The organism is uncultured Martelella sp., assembly GCF_963677965.2.
GTDB lineage: Bacteria > Pseudomonadota > Alphaproteobacteria > Rhizobiales > Rhizobiaceae > Martelella > Martelella mangrovi.
In genome coordinates this window covers 2260770-2280905 of sequence record NZ_CAXXFM010000001.1, presented here as the reverse complement: position 1 = coordinate 2280905, position 20136 = coordinate 2260770, and the positions used below count along the sequence as shown (strand labels likewise).

Annotated in this window: 14 protein-coding genes; 7 read left to right on the top strand and 7 right to left on the bottom strand. The window is 59.8% G+C overall.

Annotation, left to right across the window (positions count from 1 at the left end; all coding sequences use genetic code 11):
• Window positions 1-35 precede the first annotated feature (35 nt).
• Window positions 36-845, top strand: coding sequence for a siderophore-interacting protein (locus ACHZCU_RS10650; RefSeq protein WP_319518758.1), 810 nt, complete (start codon window positions 36-38; stop codon window positions 843-845).
• A 131-nt stretch (window positions 846-976) separates the two neighbouring features.
• Entirely contained in the window at window positions 977-1960 is a 984-nt protein-coding gene (gene mbfA / locus ACHZCU_RS10645) for an iron exporter MbfA (RefSeq protein WP_106309691.1), read from the top strand.
• On the opposite strand, the gene rocF is transcribed toward mbfA, so the two are convergent.
• Entirely contained in the window at window positions 1961-2884 is a 924-nt protein-coding gene (rocF, locus tag ACHZCU_RS10640; RefSeq protein ID WP_319518757.1) for an arginase, read from the bottom strand. It lies immediately after the preceding gene.
• Between the two features lie 344 nt (window positions 2885-3228).
• On the opposite strand from rocF, the gene ACHZCU_RS10635 reads away from it, so the two are divergent.
• The 3 genes from ACHZCU_RS10635 (at window position 3229) to ACHZCU_RS10625 (ending at window position 9203) form a co-directional block, all read left to right on the top strand.
• Window positions 3229-6213: a diguanylate cyclase gene (locus tag ACHZCU_RS10635; protein WP_319518756.1), complete on the top strand. Its 2985-nt coding sequence runs from the start codon at window positions 3229-3231 to the stop codon at window positions 6211-6213.
• Between the two features lie 134 nt (window positions 6214-6347).
• A complete protein-coding gene (locus tag ACHZCU_RS10630) occupies window positions 6348-7532 on the top strand; it encodes a Gfo/Idh/MocA family oxidoreductase (RefSeq protein WP_319518755.1) in 1185 nt (394 codons plus the stop codon).
• Window positions 7533-7832: 300 nt separating this feature from the next.
• The gene (locus ACHZCU_RS10625) at window positions 7833-9203 is read left to right on the top strand and encodes a GH1 family beta-glucosidase (protein WP_319518754.1); all 1371 of its coding nucleotides are present in this window, start codon (window positions 7833-7835) and stop codon (window positions 9201-9203) included.
• Window positions 9204-9585: 382 nt separating this feature from the next.
• Here the strand turns inward: ACHZCU_RS10625 and ACHZCU_RS10620 are convergent, their stop codons facing one another.
• The 6 genes from ACHZCU_RS10620 to ACHZCU_RS10595 all read right to left on the bottom strand — a co-directional run bounded on the left by ACHZCU_RS10620 (window position 9586) and on the right by ACHZCU_RS10595 (window position 17877).
• Window positions 9586-12030 carry a GH36-type glycosyl hydrolase domain-containing protein gene (locus ACHZCU_RS10620; RefSeq protein WP_319518753.1) on the bottom strand — a complete coding sequence of 815 codons (2445 nt, stop codon included), beginning with the start codon at window positions 12028-12030 and terminating at the stop codon, window positions 9586-9588.
• Window positions 12031-12596: 566 nt separating this feature from the next.
• Entirely contained in the window at window positions 12597-13445 is an 849-nt protein-coding gene (locus tag ACHZCU_RS10615; protein WP_319518752.1) for a dipeptide ABC transporter ATP-binding protein, read from the bottom strand.
• Window positions 13442-14284 (bottom strand): ABC transporter ATP-binding protein, encoded by an 843-nt coding sequence (locus ACHZCU_RS10610; protein ID WP_106309669.1) that lies wholly within the window; start codon window positions 14282-14284, stop codon window positions 13442-13444. The genes ACHZCU_RS10615 and ACHZCU_RS10610 overlap by 4 nt, the downstream gene beginning before the upstream one ends.
• Before the next feature lie 4 nt (window positions 14285-14288).
• Window positions 14289-15197, bottom strand: a complete 909-nt coding sequence (locus tag ACHZCU_RS10605; protein ID WP_106309665.1) for an ABC transporter permease subunit — start codon at window positions 15195-15197, stop codon at window positions 14289-14291.
• A 10-nt stretch (window positions 15198-15207) separates the two neighbouring features.
• A complete protein-coding gene (locus tag ACHZCU_RS10600; RefSeq protein WP_319518751.1) occupies window positions 15208-16215 on the bottom strand; it encodes an ABC transporter permease subunit in 1008 nt (335 codons plus the stop codon).
• A 66-nt stretch (window positions 16216-16281) separates the two neighbouring features.
• Window positions 16282-17877, bottom strand: a complete 1596-nt coding sequence (locus tag ACHZCU_RS10595; RefSeq protein WP_319518750.1) for an ABC transporter substrate-binding protein — start codon at window positions 17875-17877, stop codon at window positions 16282-16284.
• Between the two features lie 468 nt (window positions 17878-18345).
• On the opposite strand from ACHZCU_RS10595, the gene ACHZCU_RS10590 reads away from it, so the two are divergent.
• Window positions 18346-18864, top strand: a complete 519-nt coding sequence (locus tag ACHZCU_RS10590; protein ID WP_319518749.1) for an NUDIX hydrolase — start codon at window positions 18346-18348, stop codon at window positions 18862-18864.
• A 73-nt stretch (window positions 18865-18937) separates the two neighbouring features.
• Window positions 18938-19834 (top strand): hypothetical protein, encoded by an 897-nt coding sequence (locus ACHZCU_RS10585; protein WP_319518748.1) that lies wholly within the window; start codon window positions 18938-18940, stop codon window positions 19832-19834.
• Window positions 19835-20136 lie beyond the last annotated feature (302 nt).

The window sequence follows — 20136 nt, the reverse complement described above, 5'->3', positions numbered from 1 at the left end:
TCATCAATGGCGCGGTATCTTTTTCGGAGTCCGCCATGTCCCACCAGACCAACAACACCGCTTCGCCCGATATCGATACGCCGGAGGTTGCTCCGCCGGAGATCGCCCCACCCGAGATCGAACGCGTCCGCCATGAACTCAAGCGCCGGGTACTGACGGTTACCGCCTGCGAATACATCACGCCGGTGATGCTGCGCATCCACTTTGAAAGCCCGACACTCAGCGATTTCATCAGTGCTGCGCCCGACGACCATATCAAACTGTTTTTCGAAACCGGCGACGACAAGCCGGCGATGCGTGACTACACGCCCCGCCGGTATAACAATGACGACAATTCGCTGATCATCGATTTCGCCATCCACGACGCAGGCCCGGCAACGGCCTGGGCCGTTGCGGCAAAGCCCGGCGATACGCTTGAAATCGGCGGACCACGCGGCTCGAAGGTCATCAGGGGACCGGTCGATCACTGGCTGCTGATCGGTGACGAAACCGCCCTGCCGGCAATCGCGCGTCGCATCGAAGAGGCGTCCGCCGGCACGACTTTCACGGCCATCATTGCCGTGCCCTCGCCCGATGATCATCAAAGCTTTGAAACCGAAGCCGATACGCATATCCACTGGATTGATCGTCAAGGTGCAGACGCGACCGATCCGGCGCCGTTTCTCGACATTCTGAAGGGGATCGATCTTCCGCCGCAGACATTTGTCTGGGTCGGCGCCGAAGCACGCGTTGCACGGGCCGTTCGCACCCACCTGCTGGAAGAACGCAACCATCCCCTCACCTGGATGAACGCATCGGGCTACTGGGTCAGCAATGCACCGGGTGCAAGCGAGAAAAACATGTGAAACCGGCAACCGTCGCATGATTGTTGCAAAAAGCGGCAATCATGGCGACGCCCGCCTTCCCGGATCACCGCATTTGACCTTCTCCCGATATTAGATTAGAAATATTCTAAACTAATATCGGGACGACGATCATGGCGCTTAACTTCTTCCCCCGCGCGCGGCGGGCATTTTCCTCGCTGTCCGAGCAAGAGATTCTGGCCCTGGCAATTTCGGCGGAGGAGGATGATTCCCGGATATACAAGACCTATGCCGAGCATCTGCGCGAGGATTATCCGGATTCGGCGCGGATCTTCGATGACATGGCACAGGTCGAAGACAGTCACCGCCGCATGCTGATCGACCAGCACAAACGGCGTTTCGGCGACACCATTCCCTTCATCCGGCGCGAATATGTCCGTGGGTTTTACGATCGCAAGCCGGACTGGCTGATCAAATCCATGCCGCTTGAAAAAATCCGGGCGCAGACGATCGTCATGGAGGATCAGGCGCGCCGGTTCTATCGCGCCGCCGTGACCCAGGTCAGCGATGCCGACACCCGCAAGCTTCTCGGCGATCTGGCCATGGCCGAAGAAGCCCACGAGGAAACGGCCCGGGCGCTGACCGAAAAACACGCCCCGGAAGATGTGCGTGACGAAGAGACCATGAAGGAGCGCCGTCAGTTCGTGCTCACCTGGGTGCAGCCAGGCCTTGCAGGGCTGATGGACGGTTCGGTCTCGACGCTGGCGCCGATCTTTGCCGCCGCCTTTGCCACCCAGGATACCAAGCAGACCTTTCTCATCGGCCTGTCGGCCGCCGTCGGCGCCGGTATTTCCATGGGCTTCACCGAAGCGGCCCATGATGACGGCAAGCTTTCCGGGCGCGGTTCGCCGATCAAGCGCGGCATCGCATCGGGCGTGATGACCATGCTCGGCGGGCTGGGCCATGCCCTGCCCTACCTGATCCCCGAATTCTGGACAGCGACCATCGTCGCCATCATCGTGGTGTTCTTCGAACTCTGGGCAATCGCCTTCATCCAGAACAAATACATGGAAACACCGTTCATGCGCGCCGCCTTCCAGGTCGTGCTCGGCGGCGGTCTTGTTCTGGCAGCAGGCATGCTGATCGGCAGCGGCTGATCAGCCGAAGCTGCGGGTCGGGCGATCCATCACCCGTTTCCCGAACAGGCTTGCCGCCAGATCGGTCATCAGGATTGCGGACTTGCCGCGCTCATCGAGAAACGGATTGAGTTCCACAAGGTCGAGGCTGGTCACCAGCCCGCTGTCATGCAGCATCTCCATCACCAGATGCGCCTCGCGGAAACTCGCGCCGCCCGGAACAGTGGTTCCGACGCCGGGCGCGGCCGACGGGTCGAGAAAATCGATATCGAAACTCACATGCAGCATGCCATTGCTGGCCGCGACCTTTTCGAGAAACGCCGACAGCAGCGCGCCGATGCCACTTTCGTCAATCGCGCGCATATCGTGGATCGTAACACCGGCCTGACTGACGGCCACGCGCTCGGGGGCATCGACGCTGCGAATACCGAGCATGCAGACATTGGCCGGATCAACCGGCGCATCGAGCGGCGGATAAACCCCTTCGAAACCCGGCCTGCCGGTAAAATAGGCCGCCGGCGTGCCATGCAGATTGCCGCTTTCGGTGCTTTCCAGCGTATGAAAATCGGTATGGGCATCCAGCCAGAGCACGAACAGCGGGCGACCCTTCTGCTGCGCCCGCCGGGAAACGCCAGCCACGCTTGCCGCCGCCATCACGTGATCGCCGCCCATGAAAACCGGAATGCCGTTTTCGGAAATCTCGAAGGCCTTCTCCGAAAGGGCATCGAGCCAGGATACGGTTTCGGCAAGCGCCTTCAGGCTGGGATTGGAATGCGAAACCGCGCGTTCCGGCGCGGGCTGCAGATCGCCCAAATCGACAACATCATGCCCCAGCCCGGCCAGCGCTTCGGCAAGGCCGGCCGCCCTGAGGCCGTTCGGGCCCATATTACAGCCCTTCCGTCCGGCACCGGACTGAACGGGAACACCGAGCAACGTGCAATACATCAAATAACTCCGTCATGAAGGCGCTTCCCCATGCAGGACACGACAGGGAAGCCGGGATTTTCGGCCAGAAGTCTTCGCCGGCCTGAAATATATGGGGGCTTTGTCTTTGTGGTTTGTAGAGTATAACGAACCATTCGCGGAAATGTACCCCGTATTCCGCGCCATGCAGATTTGATGATTGAAACGTTTGAACTGCAGAAATTTATGCTATGGCTTGCTTCAGGGTGAAATGGACGGGAGGACGAATGTACAAGGCCCCGCGCCCCATGACCATTCCACGCAGAAGGGCCGAGGTTTTGCGCTGTCATACCCATTTTCATCTTGAGAAAAGACATCAGACACACGTGACGGACAAAAACGGCAAGGCTTGGTGGGCTCGCAATGTTCCGATCTGCCCGGCCATCTTGTCCGGCATTGCATACTGTCTGGCGATCATCGCAGTTGCTTTCCTTACGCTCCTGTCCGCCGGAACGCCGGCACGCGCGTCCGATCTTGAACTGAACCCTGCCGAGCGCGACTGGATTGCCGAACGGGGAGCGGTGAGCATCGGCGTGGTGGCCGACAACGACCCCTATTCCTTCTATCGCAACGGCAACATCATGGGCTGGACCGTCGATGTCATCGGCGCGATCGGCACCATGACCGGGCTTGATTTCAAGCTACGCATGGGCTCGTGGTCGGAGGTCTACGGCCAGTTTCGCGCCGGCGGGCTCGATGTGATTGCCGATATATCCGAAACCGAGGAACGCAGCCACTTCATCACCTTCACCGATCCCTATCATCTGCGCCGCACCGTACTGTTCGAAAATGTCGACCACCCGCTTGAAAAACCGGTCACGCTGGAAGGGCTGAGACAGAAGCGCATCGGCATCATCCGCGATATCTATTATGCCGATGCGCTCAGCGAAACCGGTATGACGCCGGTCAGTTACGCCACCTATCGCGACCTGATGGCCGCCGTTGCCTTCGGCTGGGTCGATGGCGTGCTCGCCGCCGAGATGACCGGGCATTACTTCGTGCGCGAAAACGGCTTTACCAATGTTGTCGATGCCGGAACGCCACCGCTGACGGCCGTCGCACTGGAGGATTTTCGCTTCGGTGTCATGACCCGGGACGGCAACACGGACGCGAAGATGCTGTCGGGCATTCTGTCGAAGGCGGTCGACGCGCTTCCCACGGCAACCCTCGATGCAATCACCGCACGCTGGCTGGGCTACCGCAGCGACCGGGCGATGAGCACGGGGCCGCTGCGTCTGCTTCCCGAAGAACAGGCCTTCGTTTCGGATGCGCCAACGCTGAAGATCGGCTTTTCGGCCGATTACGAGCCTTTCAGCTTTCTCGAGAGCGGCAACGGCAAGGGGTTTGCCGAAGACATCACCCAATATATCGCCTCGTCTACGGGGCTTGCTTTCGAACGCGTCTATGACAACTGGACGGGACTGCTTGAACGTTTCCGCGCGGGCGAACTCGATGTGATCACCAATATTTCCTACACCGATAAACGCGCCGAATACACGCTTTATTCCGACCTCTACTACCGTGTGCCGAACGCGGTTTTCCTGCGCTCCGGCGACGGCCCCTATCACGGCCTTGAAGACCTCGACGGCAAAATCATCGGCATCAGCCGCGACATCTACTACGCCGATGCCCTGCGGGAACGCTTCGACCATGTCCGCGGCTTCCGCAGCCGCGAAGCGCTGATGCGGGCGCTCTCCGACGGCGATATCGATGCGGCGGTCACCTCGCTCAGCAACGGCAACGCCATCATCCGGCAGTTGGGACTGATCAACGTGCAGATCGGCGGCGAATTTCTGATGGACGGCGTCGAGCGGGAGGATCTGCGCTTCGGCGTCTCCCCGCGCTATCCCTATCTGAAGAGCATTATCGACCATGCGTTGGAATCCATCCCGCTGTCGCGCTGGGAAGAAATGGAACGGCGCTGGCTCGGCCCGCCGGTTGCCGGCATGGAAACCAGCCACGACCTGCTGGACGGCGACGAGCGACGGTATCTTTCCGAAAAAGGCACGATCCGCGTGTGCGTCGAGCCGCGCTCCCCGCCCTATACGACGATCAACGATGATGGCGCATTCGGCGGTGCGGTTGCCGAAATTCTCGGGCTGATGAGCGAACGCGGCCGTTTCGACCGCCAGATCGAACCCATCGCGCTGCCGAACACCGACAACGAAAGCGCGCTTGCAGCCGATTGTGACGTACTGCCCTTCGTGGCGCGCGAAAACATGCGCTCCACCACATTCGATCTCGCGCCGCCCTATCTCGACATCGCGCTCGCCGTGGCCGCGCCGCTGCAGGCGCCGTTCGTCAACAGCCTGCGCGAACTTGAGGGCCAGCGGGTCGGCATTGTGCCCACACATGTGCCGAAAGACCTGCTCACGAACCGTTACCCCGGTGTCACGCTGGTCGACCTCGAGAGCGAGAAACAGGGACTGGAAGCCATGGAAGACGGCGATCTCGATGCCATCGTCGGCCCGCTCGACAGCCTTGCCTATCTGATTGCCGGCATGAACAGGAACGATGTGAAGATTTCCGGCCGCATTCCCGAAGGCCTGCAGGTGGTGGTTGCCACCGCACCCGACGAACCGGATCTGGGCCGGATTTTCGGCAAGCTTGTCGTCAATCTCGATCCCGATGCCGTCGACCACATCGTCAGCCGGCAAAAGCTGGCGCCCTTCGAGCGGCGGGTCGACTACCGCCTCCTGCTGGCCGTGACCTCGGTCGGTATCGTTGTGCTGGTGCTGTTTCTCTACTGGGTCCGCAAGCTGCGCTCGCTCAACCGCGCGCTCAACCGGGCCAACAGCCAGTTGCACGAGATCAGCATCACCGATGGCCTGACCGGGCTTTTCAATCGCGGCTATTTCACCGACCGCGGCGATGCGGAATTTGCCCTTTGCCGGGAGCGCGGGCGGCGTTTCACCGCGATCATGCTCGATGTCGACCACTTCAAGCCGATCAACGACAGGATGGGCCATGTCTTCGGCGATGCCTGCCTCAAGCATCTGGCCGAACTTCTGGACGCTCATTTCCGGCGGACCGGAGATCTTGTCGCCCGTTACGGCGGCGAGGAATTCGTGGCCTATACGCTATCCGGCGAGACGGACCAGATCCGGGCATTTCTCGAAAAGCTGCGCAAAAAGGTGGAGGAAAGCCCGGCACGGATTGACGGCGAGACCTTCAGCCTGACGATCAGTATCGGTTTCTATTCCACCGTTCCGGGCAAGACCGATACTCTTGAACAGTTTATCGACATTGCGGATTCGCACCTCTACGATGCCAAGAGGAACGGGCGCAATCGCGTGAACGGCAATCTTTGACCCACCTGGCCGCAGCCACCCGTCAGCAAGAGCTGCCAGAGCGGCAGAACCATGTCGGATCTCATGCATTCCGGTAAAGCCGGAACGTGCATGCAGCGGTATGCGCCCCGGACAACATATTGAGGAGAAAACAAATGGCTATCGAAGGCAAAGACGAAATCCATTCAGGCCGCATCCGGCTGGGCATGGTCGGCGGCGGTTCCGGAGCCTTTATCGGCGGCGTGCACCGCATGGCGTCCCGGCTTGACGACCACTTTACCTTTGTCGCCGGCGCCCTGTCGTCAACACCGGAAAAGGCGCTGGCCTCCGGCAAGGAACTGGGCCTCGATCCCGAACGGACCTATGGCTCCTATGAGGAGATGGCGGAAAAGGAGGCCGCGCGCGAAGACGGCATCGAGGTGGTCGCGATCGTCACGCCGAACCATATGCATTTCGAACCGGCCAAGGCCTTTCTCGAAAAGGGCATCCATGTCATTTGCGACAAGCCGGTGACCTCGAATCTCGCCGACGCCAAGGCGCTGAAAGCCATCGCCGACAAGGCCAATGCGCTGTTCATCCTGACCCATAACTACACCGGCTATCCGATGATCCGGCAGGCCCGCGCCATGATTGCCAACGGCGATCTCGGCGATATTCGCCTGATCCACGCCGAATACCCGCAGGACTGGCTGACCGAACCGGCCGAACGCGAAGGTTCCAAACAGGCCGAATGGCGCACCGATCCGAAGCGCTCGGGCGCCGGCGGCGCTATCGGCGATATCGGCACCCATGCGCTCAATCTTGCGCTGTTTGCCTCCGGCGCCGAACTGGAGAGCCTTTCGGCCGATCTCGACACTTTCGTGGAAGGCCGCCAGCTTGATGACAACGCCCATATCATGCTGCGTTTCAAGGAGAAGAACGGCGTAAGACCCAAGGGCATGCTGTGGGCAAGCCAGGTGGCGCCTGGCTTTGAAAACGGCCTGCAGCTCAAGATCTGCGGCACCAGGGGCGGCATCCAGTGGTTTCAGGAAAACCCGAACTATCTGTGGTTCACGCCCTTCGGCGAGCCCAAACGCCTGCTTTCGCGTAACGGAGCCGACGCTCTGGAGGCTGCAACCCGTGTTTCGCGCATCCCGGCCGGTCACCCGGAAGGCTATCTGGAAGGCTTTGCCAATCTCTATTGCGAAGCCGCCCGCGCCATCAGGGCATTCCGCGATGGCAAGACGCCCGAGGACGTCATTTATCCCACAATCGAGGACGGCGTGATCGGCCTTGCCTTCATCGAAGCCTGCGTGGCCTCCTCAAACGCCGACGGCAAGTGGATCAGGCTGGATGTCTGACCCGGCAGACCGCCGCTGAAAGATTTCTCTCCGCCCGAGGCCCCACGCCCCGGGCGGCGCTGTCTTGTGCCCTGAAAGCTCTCATGCAGGCCACGGCGTCAGCCGCTTTTCTTGACCACAATCAGGCATTGACGCAAATCGGCAACGGCGTTTCAGGAAATCCTGCAACGTTTCAGTTTCACGTTTGCGTTTATGTACAAACAGGCTGAACTCCACTAGAGGAGACTGCAAAAAACGACAGGACCCGATCCGCCGACAGGCTGCGGCCGTATACCGGATCGTCATGTAAAGGAACCGACCATGATTGACCCGAAACAGCTTGCACGACGCTTTCCGGAAGATTTCATTTTCGGCGTTGCCACCGCCTCCTACCAGATTGAGGGTGCAGCCCGCGAAGACGGCCGCAAGCCGTCCATATGGGATGCGTTCAGCCATATGCCCGGGCGCGTGCACAATCGCGATACCGGCGATGTCGCCTGCGACCATTACCACCGCATGGAAGAAGACCTTGACCTGATGAAGGATCTCGGCGTCGAGACCTATCGGTTTTCGATTGCATGGCCGCGCATCATTCCCGACGGCCGCGGGCCGGTGAACGAGGCAGGGCTGGATTTCTACGACCGCCTGATCGACGGCTGCAAGGCGCGCGGACTGAAAACCAATGCCACGCTTTACCACTGGGACCTGCCGCTGACACTTGCCGGCGACGGCGGCTGGACGGCGCGGTCCACGGCCTATGCCTATCAGCGCTATGTCCAGACGGTGATGAAACGCCTCGGCGATCGCCTGGATCTGGTATCCACCTTCAACGAACCCTGGTGCATCGTCTGGCTCAGCCATCTTTACGGCGTTCATGCGCCGGGCGAAAAATCCATGGACGCAGCGCTAGCAGCCCTGCACACCGTCAACCTTGCCCACGGGCTCGGCGTCGAGGCCATCAGGCAGGAAGCGCCGGAGGTCAAGGCCGGTATCGTCCTCAATCTTCACGCCTTCTATCCCGTCAGCGAGACCGACGCCGATCACGCGGCTGCCGAACGCAGCTTCCAGTTCAACAATGGCGTCTTCCTCGATCCGATCTTCAAGGGTGCCTATCCGGACGGCTTCATGGCGGCGCTGGGCGACCGGATGCCGGTGATCGAAGACGGCGATCTCGCCCTTATCAACCAGAACCTCGACTGGTGGGGCCTGAACTATTACAAGCCCGACCGTGTTGCCGACGACAGTGCATCGGGTGCGGAATATCCCGCCGTCAGCACCGGTGCGCCGGTCAACAATGTCATCACCGATATCGGCTGGGAAACCTACGCGCCGGGTATGAAAATGCTGACCGAACAGGTCTACCAGCGCTACGACCTGCCCGAGATGTACATCACCGAAAACGGCGCCTGCTACAACATGGCTCCCGTCAACGGGATCGTCGATGACGCGCCACGCACCGAATATCTGTCCGAACACATCTCGATTGCCGCCGATCTGGTCGAATCCGGCATTCCGCTGAAGGGCTATTACGCCTGGAGCCTGATGGACAACTTCGAATGGGCCGAGGGCTACAACATGCGCTTCGGCCTCATCTACGTCGATTACGAGACCCAGGAACGTACGCTGAAGAATTCCGGCAAGTGGTACAAGGCACTCGCCGAGGAGTTCCTCGAAAAGAGCGCAAACACCTGATATTTCGCTTCGATATTCGATGATAAACGCCCGCAGAACAGCTGCGGGCGTTCAGACTGCTGACGAAGTTCGCCCCGCGTTCTTTCGTCATACCGGCCTTGAGCCGGTATCCAGGGCCGCTTGTTGTGCGCTTCCAGAAAGAGTCTTTGCGCGCAAGGACTTGGCCCTTACTAGATTCCGGCTCAAGGCCGGAATGACGGCAGGAGGAGGATAGGCACACTTCGGAGCAGTGGATTTTCGCAAAAGCATCTGTGAACCGCCCTGTCTTCGGGCAGTCAACAAAAAGAGCCCGCAGACCTGCATCAGCAGGAAAGCGGGCTCAGGTGTTTGCGGGAAGAAGATAAACCCGCGATCGTCCGGCGCTGCGGCGCCATGAAGCCTTTTAACCGATAACAGCCTCGACCTTGACCGCCGTCACGCCTTCAGCCGGCGACGCGATCAGGTTGCCGTCTATCGGCGCGCCATCGACGGTGAGCGCGACCGTGTTGCCCGGGCCCTTGCGGGTAACGGTGATATCGTAGGTCACGCCGCGCCATGTGCGCTTGACCGAGAAGCCATTCCAACGCTCCGGAATGACCGGCGCCACGCGCAGGCCCTCATATTCCGGCCGAATGCCGAAGATGAACTGGGTGATGGCATAGTAATTCCAGGCGGCCGTACCCGTCAGCCAGGAGTTCTTCGCCTCGCCAAAGCGGGTCGCATCGCGGCCGGCAATCATCTGCGAATAGACGTAAGGCTCCAGCCGGTGCGTATCGGAAATGCCCTCGCGCGCCGAGGGGTTGATGCGGGTATAATAGTCAAATGCCGCATCGCCATTGCCCAGCACGGTTTCGGCAATCACCACCCACGGATTGTTGTGGCAGAAGATGCCGGCATTTTCCTTGTAGCCCGGCGGATAGGTCGAGATTTCACCATATTCGATATAGTATCTGGTATAGGCCGGCTGCAGCACGACAATGCCGTGCGGCGTTGCCAGATGTTTTGCGACCGAATCGAGCGCCTTGCGGGCCTTGCCGTCTTCAACGCCGACACCGGCCAGCACGCAGAAGCCCTGACTTTCGATGAAGATCTTGCCTTCCTCATTTTCCTTCGAACCGACGGGACGGCCGAAATCGTCATAGGCGCGCAGGAACCATTCGCCGTCCCAGCCATGTTCGAGGATCGTGGCGTCCATATCGGCAGCCACCTTCGCATAGCGTTCGGCGTCGTCACTGCGGCCACTTTCCTTTGCGATATCGGAAAGCTCGCGGGCAGAAAGTACCATCAGCCCGGCGATGAAGACCGATTCAGCAACCTTGCCGTCCTTGCTGGTGGTGGTCTGGAAGCTTTCGCCGGGCGTATCGGAAAAGCAGTTGAGGTTCAGGCAGTCGTTCCAGTCGGCACGGCCGATCAGCGGCAGGCCATGCGGACCGATGCGATCCAGCGCATACTGCATGGAGCGCTGAAGATGCGCGTAAAGCGGTTCTTCCGTACCCGGCGTGGTGTCGAAAGCCACCGGCTCCTCAAGAATGGAGAAATCGCCGGTTTCCTTCAGATAGGCCGCGACGCCGATGATCAGCCAGTGCGGATCATCGTTGAAATCGCCGCCGATGTCGTTATTGCCCTTCTTCGTCAGCGGCTGATACTGATGATACGCACCGCCGGTGGCAAGCTGGGTTGCAGCGATATCGAGAATACGTTCACGGGCGCGCGCGGGCACCATATGGACGAAGCCGAGCAGGTCCTGGTTGGAATCGCGGAAGCCGAGGCCCCGGCCGATGCCGCTCTCAAACGAGGATGCGGAACGCGACATGTTGAAGGTCGCCATGCACTGATAGGCATTCCAGATATTGACCATGCGGTCGGCATGTTCGTCAGGCGAGGACACCTGATAGACACCGAGAAGATCGTCCCAGTGTTTGGCGAGCGCCGCAAAGGCAGCCTCGACATTCTCGACCTTGCGGTACTTCTCGATGATCGGCATCACCGTCGATTTATTGATGCGCTGCGAACCGGGCGGGTCGAATTTTTCGTCCCTGTCATTCTCGTGATAGCCGAGAACGAAAATCACCTGACGGGTCTCGCCGGGCTGAAGCGTCATCTTCACATGATGCGAGCCCATCGGCGACCAGCCATGCGCTTGTGAATTCCGCGACCTGCCTTCGGTAACGGCGGCCGGCTTGTCCCAGCCGCGCCAAGGGCCGAGGAATTCCTCGCGGCTGGTGTCGTAACCGGCAAGCGCTTCCGAGCAGGCGAAATAAGCAAAGTGGTTACGCCGCTCGCGATACTCCGTCTTGTGGAAGATGACTTCGTCCTCGACCTCGACCTGACCGGTCGAAAGATTGCGCTGGAAATTGCTCTGGTCGTCGAGCGCATCCCACAGGCAGAACTCGACCGAGGAGAACAGCGACAGGTCAGCGGGAACGAGACGCTCATTGGTGACGGTCAGCTGCCAGATTTCCAGCGTCTCACCGAGCGGGACAAAGTAGCGGTTGGAAACGCGGATGCCGTTTCGTTTGGAGCCGATCACCGAATAGCCCATGCCGTGACGGCAGGAGAAATCCTCCACCTCCGACTGGGTCGGCATCCATGAGGGCGACCAGACATCACCATCCGTGTTGTCGCGGACATACACATACCGCCCGCCATTATCATACGGCACGTTGTTGTAGCGGCCGCGGGTGATGCGCCTCAGCCGCGCGTCACGATAATAGGAATAGCCGCCACCGGTTGCCGACAGAATGCCGAAATATCCTTCGCAGCCGATATAGTTGATCCAAGGATAGGGCGTATCCGGTCGCGTAATGACGTATTCGCGCGCCTGATCGTCAAAAAAACCGTATTTCATGATGTGTTCCCGTTCCTAGCGTGCCGCACATCAGTCTGGCCAATCCGTATCGTTGCAGATTGTTCTGACGCGCATCCTCCTGTCTTCATCGCCTAACACATTCTCGCATGGCTCAAAAGAAAAACATGCTTATTTCGCATTTTTTCTGCATTCAAACCGCTTTTATATCGAGATATCAGTAAACTCTGAGCATAGGTCAGACTCCACCGATATCGGGCAAAACCCAACATCGAAACAGGATTGCAGACGCGTTATCGGGATAACTGTATCGTTTCAGATCGATAATTGCAGCCGCCTGGACGCGACGCCTGATGGAACAGCGACAAACCGTATTATCGATGAAAAGAGCGCGGTGCGCGCTGGCAAAGTCACTTCGTCGGCGACGTCCCACCATCGCCGCGCCAGACGACATCACGCCCGGAAACAATCCGGGCGCGCACCGTGTTCAGAAGGGAAAATCGGGCGATATGCACAAGGCCCGGGCATGCCTTGAGAGGAAAGTATCCGGCTTCATAACCGGAACACACCGGCAGGCGTGGCCCCCTTGTGAAGGGGGCGCCGCTGTTTCAGCCTGCCGAAGACTGCATCTTCGCCTGTTTGGCTGCCAGACGGGCGCGGATGCTGTCGACATCGGCCCGTGGCGTCGCCTTGAACAGCGTCTGCGTGTATTCGTGCTGCGGATCGGTGAACACCTGATCGCGCGTACCGCGCTCCACCACCTCGCCGAAATACATCACCATGATCTCGTCGCAGATATAGCGCACCACCGAAAGGTCGTGACTGACGAAGACATAGGTGAGGTTGAACTCGTCCTGCAGGTCGGCCAAAAGGTTGAGGATCTGCGCCTGCACCGAAAGATCAAGCGCGGAGACCGGTTCGTCCAGCACAAGCAGGCTCGGATTGAGGATCAGCGCGCGGGCGATGGCGATACGCTGACGCTGGCCGCCGGAAAACATGTGCGGGTAGCGTTCGAAATGCTCCGGGCCAAGCCCGACCTTTTTCAGGAGGTCATGCGCCTTGTCGCGGCGGTCGGCGGCGCTCATGTCGGTGTTGAGAAGCAGCGGTTCCATCAGCACATCGCCGACCTTCTGGCGCGGATTGAGCGAGCCATAGGGGTTCTGGAACACGATCTGCACCTTGCGGCGCATCTCGGCCGTCGGACGGTGCCTGTTGATGTCGATGGACTGACCGCCGATCTCGAGCGTGCCGTCGGTCTGGGCGTCGATCATGGTGATGATCCGGGCAAGCGTGGACTTGCCACAGCCGGATTCGCCGACCAGCGCCAGCGTCTTGCCGCGCTCGACCGAAAAATCGATGCCCTTCAGCGCTCTGACGGTGCGGGCCTTGTGGAACATCCCGCCCGGCACGATGTAATCGCGGACGATGTTTCTGCCCGCAGCAACGATATCACTCATGCCTGTTCTCCCGTGTAGTCCGCCGCGTAATCGATCGTCGGCAACCGGTCGCCGGTGGCGTTTTCGGGAAGCGCGGAAAGCAGGGCCCTGGTGTAGGCGTGTGCGGGATTTTCAAACAGGGTAAGCACATCGGCCTCCTCCATCTTGCGTCCCTGATACTGCACGATCACACGGTCGGCGGTTTCGGCGACAACACCCATGTCATGGGTGATCATGATCAGCGCCATGCCGGTTTCCGCCTGCAAGCGCGCAAGCAGATCGAGGATCTGCTTCTGGATCGTCACGTCGAGCGCGGTTGTCGGTTCGTCGGCGATCAGAAGCTTCGGCGAGCAGGCCATGGCAATCGCGATCATGATGCGCTGGCACTGACCGCCCGACATCTGATGCGGATAGGCTTTCAGACGGTCTTCCGGGTTCGGCATGCCGACATCGTTCAAAAGCTCGAGAGCGCGCGCATGACGGGCCTTCTTGTCGAGATCGGTATGCTGTTTGAGAACCTCGTCAATCTGGAAACCGGCAGTGAAGCACGGATTGAGACTGGCAATCGGCTCCTGAAAGATCATCGAAATATCCTTGCCGATGATCCTGCGACGGTCCTTTGCCGAAAGGTGCGAGATATCGCGCCCCTCAAAGGCGATACGATCGGCCGTGACCGTTGCCGTCGGCGGCAGCAGGCCCATGACGGCGAGCATGGCGACGGATTTACCCGAACCACTTTCGCCGACGATAGCCAGAACCTCGCCCGCGTCGACCGTATAGGACGCCTTGTGCAGGACCGTGGACTGGCCGTTTGCCGTGGGAAAGCTGACCGAAAGATTTTGAACATCCAGTAGCGGCATGGGCTTAACTCCGCTTCAGCTTGGGATCGAGGGCATCGCGCAGCCCGTCACCGACAAGGTTGATGGCAAGCACGGTAATCAGGATGGCAAGGCCGGGGAAGGTCACAACCCACCATGCACGCAGGATAAACTCGCGCGCCTCGGCCAGCATCGTGCCCCATTCCGGTGTCGGCGGCTGCGCGCCCATACCGAGAAAGCCAAGGGCCGCCGCTTCCAGAATGGCGTTCGAAAACGAAAGCGTCGCCTGAACGATCAGCGGCGCAAGGCAGTTCGGCAGAATGGTCTTGAACATCAGCCGCAGATTGCGCGCGCCCGCAACGCGGGCCGAAATCACATATTCACGCCGTGCCTCGGCCATCACCGCTGCGCGGGTCAGACGGGCAAAATGCGGCTGCAACACCAGCGCAATCGCGATCATCGCGTTAAACAGGCCGGGGCCGAGAACGGCAACCAGCACCAGCGCCAGAAGAAGCGGCGGGAACGCCAGGATCACGTCCATGACGCGCATGATCGCAACATCGACCCAGCCGCGGAAGAACCCGGCGAGAAGGCCAAGCGTGATGCCGAGCAGCAGCGCAATGGACACCACGATCATGCCGATGGCCAGCGAATAGCGCGAACCGAAAATCAGACGCGAGAGAATATCGCGGCCGACGGCATCCGTGCCAAGCGGGAAGGAAAGCGTGCCGCCCTCCTGCCAGAACGGCGGCGTGAGGAACATGTCGCGATATTGCTGGTCGGGATTGTGCGGAGCAATCAGCGGGGCGAAAATGGCCACCAGAACCAGCGCCACGATGATGCAAAGTCCGACGACCGCCCCCTTGTTCTGGCTGAAATAATGCCAGAATTCGGAGAGCATCTGCAGGCGGATATTTTTCTGTCGGGCCGGTTGGCCCAGCGTGTTGTCTGACATGGCTGAGCTCCTACTGGTGGCGGATACGCGGGTTGATGAGACCGTAAAGCAGGTCGACAACCAGATTGACGAGCATGACCAGACCGGCGATCAGCACCAGTCCGCCCTGCACCACCGGATAGTCGCGCCGCGAAATCGAATCGATCATCCACTTGCCGATCCCCGGCCACGAAAAGATCGTTTCCGTCAGAATAGCACCCGCCATCAGCATGCCGATTTGCAGACCAATGGTCGTGATAACCGGGATCATGGCGTTTCTGAGCGCATGAACGCCGATAACACGCTTGTTTGCCAGCCCCTTGGCCCGGGCGGTGCGCACATAATCCTCGCCCAGCACTTCCAGCATGGCAGAGCGCGTCTGCCGCGCAATCACCGCAAGCGGGATGGTGGCCAGCACGATCGACGGCAGGATGAGGTGGGACAGCGCGGAGCTAAATGCCCCCTTTTCCCCCGACAGTAACGAGTCGATAGTCATGAAACCGGTGACGGAGGGGAAATAGTAGAGAAGCGAAATACGCCCCGAGACAGGCGTCCACCCCAGAATGCCGGAAAACAGGATGATGAGCAGCAGCCCCCACCAGAAGATCGGCATCGAATAGCCGGTGAGCGCGATGCCCATCGTGGCCTGGTCGAAGACCGATCCGCGCTTCACCGCAGACAGGATGCCGGCGGGTATGCCGATGGCAACCGCCAGGATCATCGCACACAGGCCAAGTTCGGCGGTTGCCGGAAACAGGTTCAGGAACTCCCTGAAGACCGGCTGCTTGGTGGCAATCGAGATGCCGAAATCGCCATGCAGCAGGCCCCACACATAGTCGAGATACTGAATGACAACCGGGCGGTCATAGCCGAACTGGTGAAGAAGCGCCTGATAGCGGTCGGGGTCCATGCCGCGCTCGCCGGCCAGAAGCAGCACGGGATCGCCGGGCAGGACACGCACAAAGCCAAAGGCAACGATCGTAATTCCGATAAAGGTCGGAATGATCAGCAGCAGTTTGCTGAAAAGAAATCTGAGCATAATGCGATTACGCCTTCATTGCGAAGGGGCCGGACAAGCCGGCCCCAATGCTGAATGTCGTTCTTGTTATTCGGTGATGTCGACGTCGTCGAAGCGGTGGTAGCCGAGCGGATCCATGACGAACCCTTCAACCGAAGTCGTCATCGGCATGAACACCTTGGAGTGGGCGATCGTGTTCCACGGCGCCTGTTCCTTGAAGATCACCTGAGCCTGTCTGTAGAGCTCGGTCCGTTCTTCGGTATCCGACGTGACCTTGGCCTTCTGGATCAGGTCCTCGAACGGCTGGTAGCACCACTGCGAGCGGTTGGAACCGCCGACAGCATCGCAACCGAGCAGAACGGCAAGGAAGTTGTCCGGGTCACCATTATCACCGGTCCAACCGAGCAGAACCGCACCGTCGCGGTCTTCGGCAGACGAACGGGCCAGATATTCGCCCCACTCATAGGAAACGATCTCGACATCAACGCCGACCTTGTCGAGGTCAGCCTGCATCAGCTCGGCCATACGGCGGGCGTTCGGGTTATACGGACGCTGAACCGGCATTGCCCAGATCTTCATCGAGAGATCGGTGACGCCTTCTTCTTCCAGCATCGCCTTTGAGGCTTCCGGATCGTAGGGGTCGTCCTGAACGTCGTCATTATACGACCACATGGTCGGCGGGATCGGGTTCTTGGCCACTTCACCGGCGCCCTGGAACACCGATTCCAGAATGGCCTGCTTGTCGATCGCCATGTTCAGCGCCTTGCGGACCTTCGGATTGTCGAACGGCGCCATCTTGGTGTTGTAGGCGAGGTAGCCGACGTTCAGGCCTTCCTTCTCCATCACCGTCAGGTCGTCGTTTTCCTGCAACGCCTCGATGTCTGCCGGCGCCGGGTAAGGCATGATCTGGCATTCGCCGGCTTCAAGCTTCTGGCGACGCACGGCGGCATCCGTGGTGATGGCAAAGATCAGGTTGTCGATCGCCTGCTGGCCCTTGAAATAGTCCGGGTTGGCCTTGTAGCGGATGACAGCATCCTGCTGATAGGCAACATAGGTGAACGGACCCGTACCGACCGGCTTCTGGTTGAACTGCTCCATCGAGCCATCGGCTTCAAGCTGATCGGCATATTCCTTGGAAACGATGGAGGCGAAGTCCATGGCCAGGTTCGCAATCATCGGCGCTTCCGGGCGGTTCAGCACGAACTTCACCGTCATGTCGTCGACCTTGTCGATGCTCTTGATGAGCTCGGGCATCGACATGCCGTTGAAATACTCCCAGGAGATGCCCGGAGCATACTGATACCAGGGGCTGGATTCATCCATCTGGCGCATGAAGGAAAAGATGACGTCGTCGGCATTCATCTCACGCGTGGGCGTGAAATAATCGGTCGTCTGGAACTTGACGCCCGGACGCAGATGGAAAGTGTATTCCAGGCCGTCGTCGGAAACATCCCAGCTTTCGGCAAGACCGGGCTCGACTTCGGTGGAACCGTGCTTGAATTCGGCAAGACGGTTATAGACCGTGCGCGAGGCGGCATCGAAGGTGGTGCCGGATGTGTATGGCGCAGGATCGAAGCCTTCCGGCGAACCTTCCGAGCAGTAGACGAGCGTCTTGGCGCTGGCAGCACCGCCAAGCGCGACAAAGACGCTCGTAGCGAGAGCCAAAGCTTTCAGTTTCTTCATCATTTTCCCCTTGTTGAAGTGAAATCAGCCTTTGAAACGGGCAAGGCCCGTCATGATCTGCAGAATGTCTCCGGCAATGCCAGTCATCAGTCTGTTCTGTCGTGCAGGAGACCCTTCTCAACGTCCGGCCCGCTATGGACAGCGCAACGTCATCAAGACCCGTGCTCATCTGCCCCAACCGCAGATGTCACACTTGTGGCGAGACTAGCGCTTTTTCTTGACCATGCAATCAAAAAACAAAAGACCGGACATATCGCAAATCGTCACACCGCAATGAAATCGCTATAACTTTGCGAAATACGACAAAAATGGCAAATTAAGGCAGCTTCCGCGCAATGCTATGTCTCACAACACGGGTCTGAATTACACAAGATTACTGTCCACAGGGTGACCCGCCGGTTCGCTATGAAAGCAGAGGTTCGCGGTTTATTGTCATCCGTCAAACCGGAACAGGGCGGAAGAGGCAACGTGAAACAGGACAATACCGTAAAATCCGTTATTGCCGCCTATGACGCACGCTTTTCCACCCGCTACAGCGCCTTTGTGCGCGACGCCGTCGACTATGCGAGCCGCCACACCTTTCCGGTGCACGCAACGGCGTCGCTGTTTGCATTTTCGCCGGACGCCACGCGCATTGCGCTGATCCATCACAGGGCGACCGGCAAGTGGTTCCAGCCCGGCGGACACCTGGACCCCGGCGAAACGCCGGCGGAAGCAGCCTGCCGCGAATGCAGGGAGGAAACCGGCCTGATCGCCGAACTCGCTCCGGATGAAATGCCCGTCAGCCTCGATCTGCATCGCATCCCGGAAAACAGCAGAAAGGGCGAACCGGAACACTATCATCTCGATATCCGCTTCGCCGCGTTCGTTTCCGGCACATTGACGCCAAACCTTCTGGAAGTGCACGACGCGCGCTGGTTTGACGCCGAACACAGCGACACGGTCGATGAGCGGGTGCGGGCGCGCTTCCTGCCCGGGACAAAATAACCGCGCGCTTTTTCTTGGCGCAAAAGGCATTTGGTGCTACCGCCCTTTATACATGAGAAAGAGCGAAGCGACCGTGACCGAGGCTCTCGTCCACCCCGAACTGATTGCCGTCTTGACTGCGCTGACGGATGACGTGCCGCGCGTCATGACCGTGCGCACCGGTGCTGCCCTGCCTTCGGGACCGTTCGAAAGCGACCACCGCAGCCTGCAGGCCGGATTGCGCTCATGGGTGGAAAGCCAGACCGGCCACCCCGTCGGCTACCTCGAACAGCTCTACACCTTTGCCGACCGCGACCGCGGCCCGGATGACCTGCGGACCATTTCGATCAGCTATCTGGGGCTTGTGCGCGAACAGGCACCGCCGGGCGGCGGACGGCCTTTGTGGAAAGACTGGTACACCTATTTTCCATGGGAGGACCTGCGCGGCGGCAGACCCGAAATCCTCGAGAAGATCACCGACATGCTGACCCAGTGGGGCATGAGCGACCGCCCCGGACGGGCGCATCGCCTGCACCGCATCGCCTATGCATTTGGTCTCGACGACATGGCCTGGAACGAAGAACTGGTGCTGCAGCGCTATGAGCTGATGTACGAGGCCGGGCTGATTGCCGAAGCGGGGCTTGCGCCCGCGTTCTGGTTCGGCAAGCCGATGGCCGGCGACCACCGCCGCATCCTCGCCACTGCGATTGCCCGCCTGCGCGCCAAGATCAAGTACCGGCCGGTGATTTTTGAGCTGATGCCGGAAAGCTTCACCCTGCTCCAGCTGCAAAAGGGCGTCGAGGCGCTGGCCGGGCTGACGCTGCACAAACCCAATTTCCGCCGCCAGATCGACCAGCAGCAGCTGATTGAGGAAACCGGCGAAACGACGAGCGAGACCGGTGGGCGCCCCGCCCGGCTTTACCGCTACCGCCATGCGATCCTGACCGAACGTGCGCTTGCCGGTTCACGGCTGCCGGTTGCGCGCATGTAAGCCACCGGAAGAACCGGCGGCACAACGCGCCATCCTCCGGAGACCGCATAAACAGAACATCCACGACTGCAGACGGCATCCGCGGCACGCCCACGGAACCACGACCCTTTGTGCGCAACGGGCATCAGTGGCCGCATTCCAGCCGCGAAACAGCCGGCGCAAATCGGCCCTCTTCGCAGCCGCCAAACGCTGCACCTCCCCGCTCCGCCGAAACAGAACAGGCCTCAACGGCAAGGGCGATTTGACATTGCCGAGGCATGAGATTATGACTCCGCTCTACATATACTCTAAGTGAGTATAAT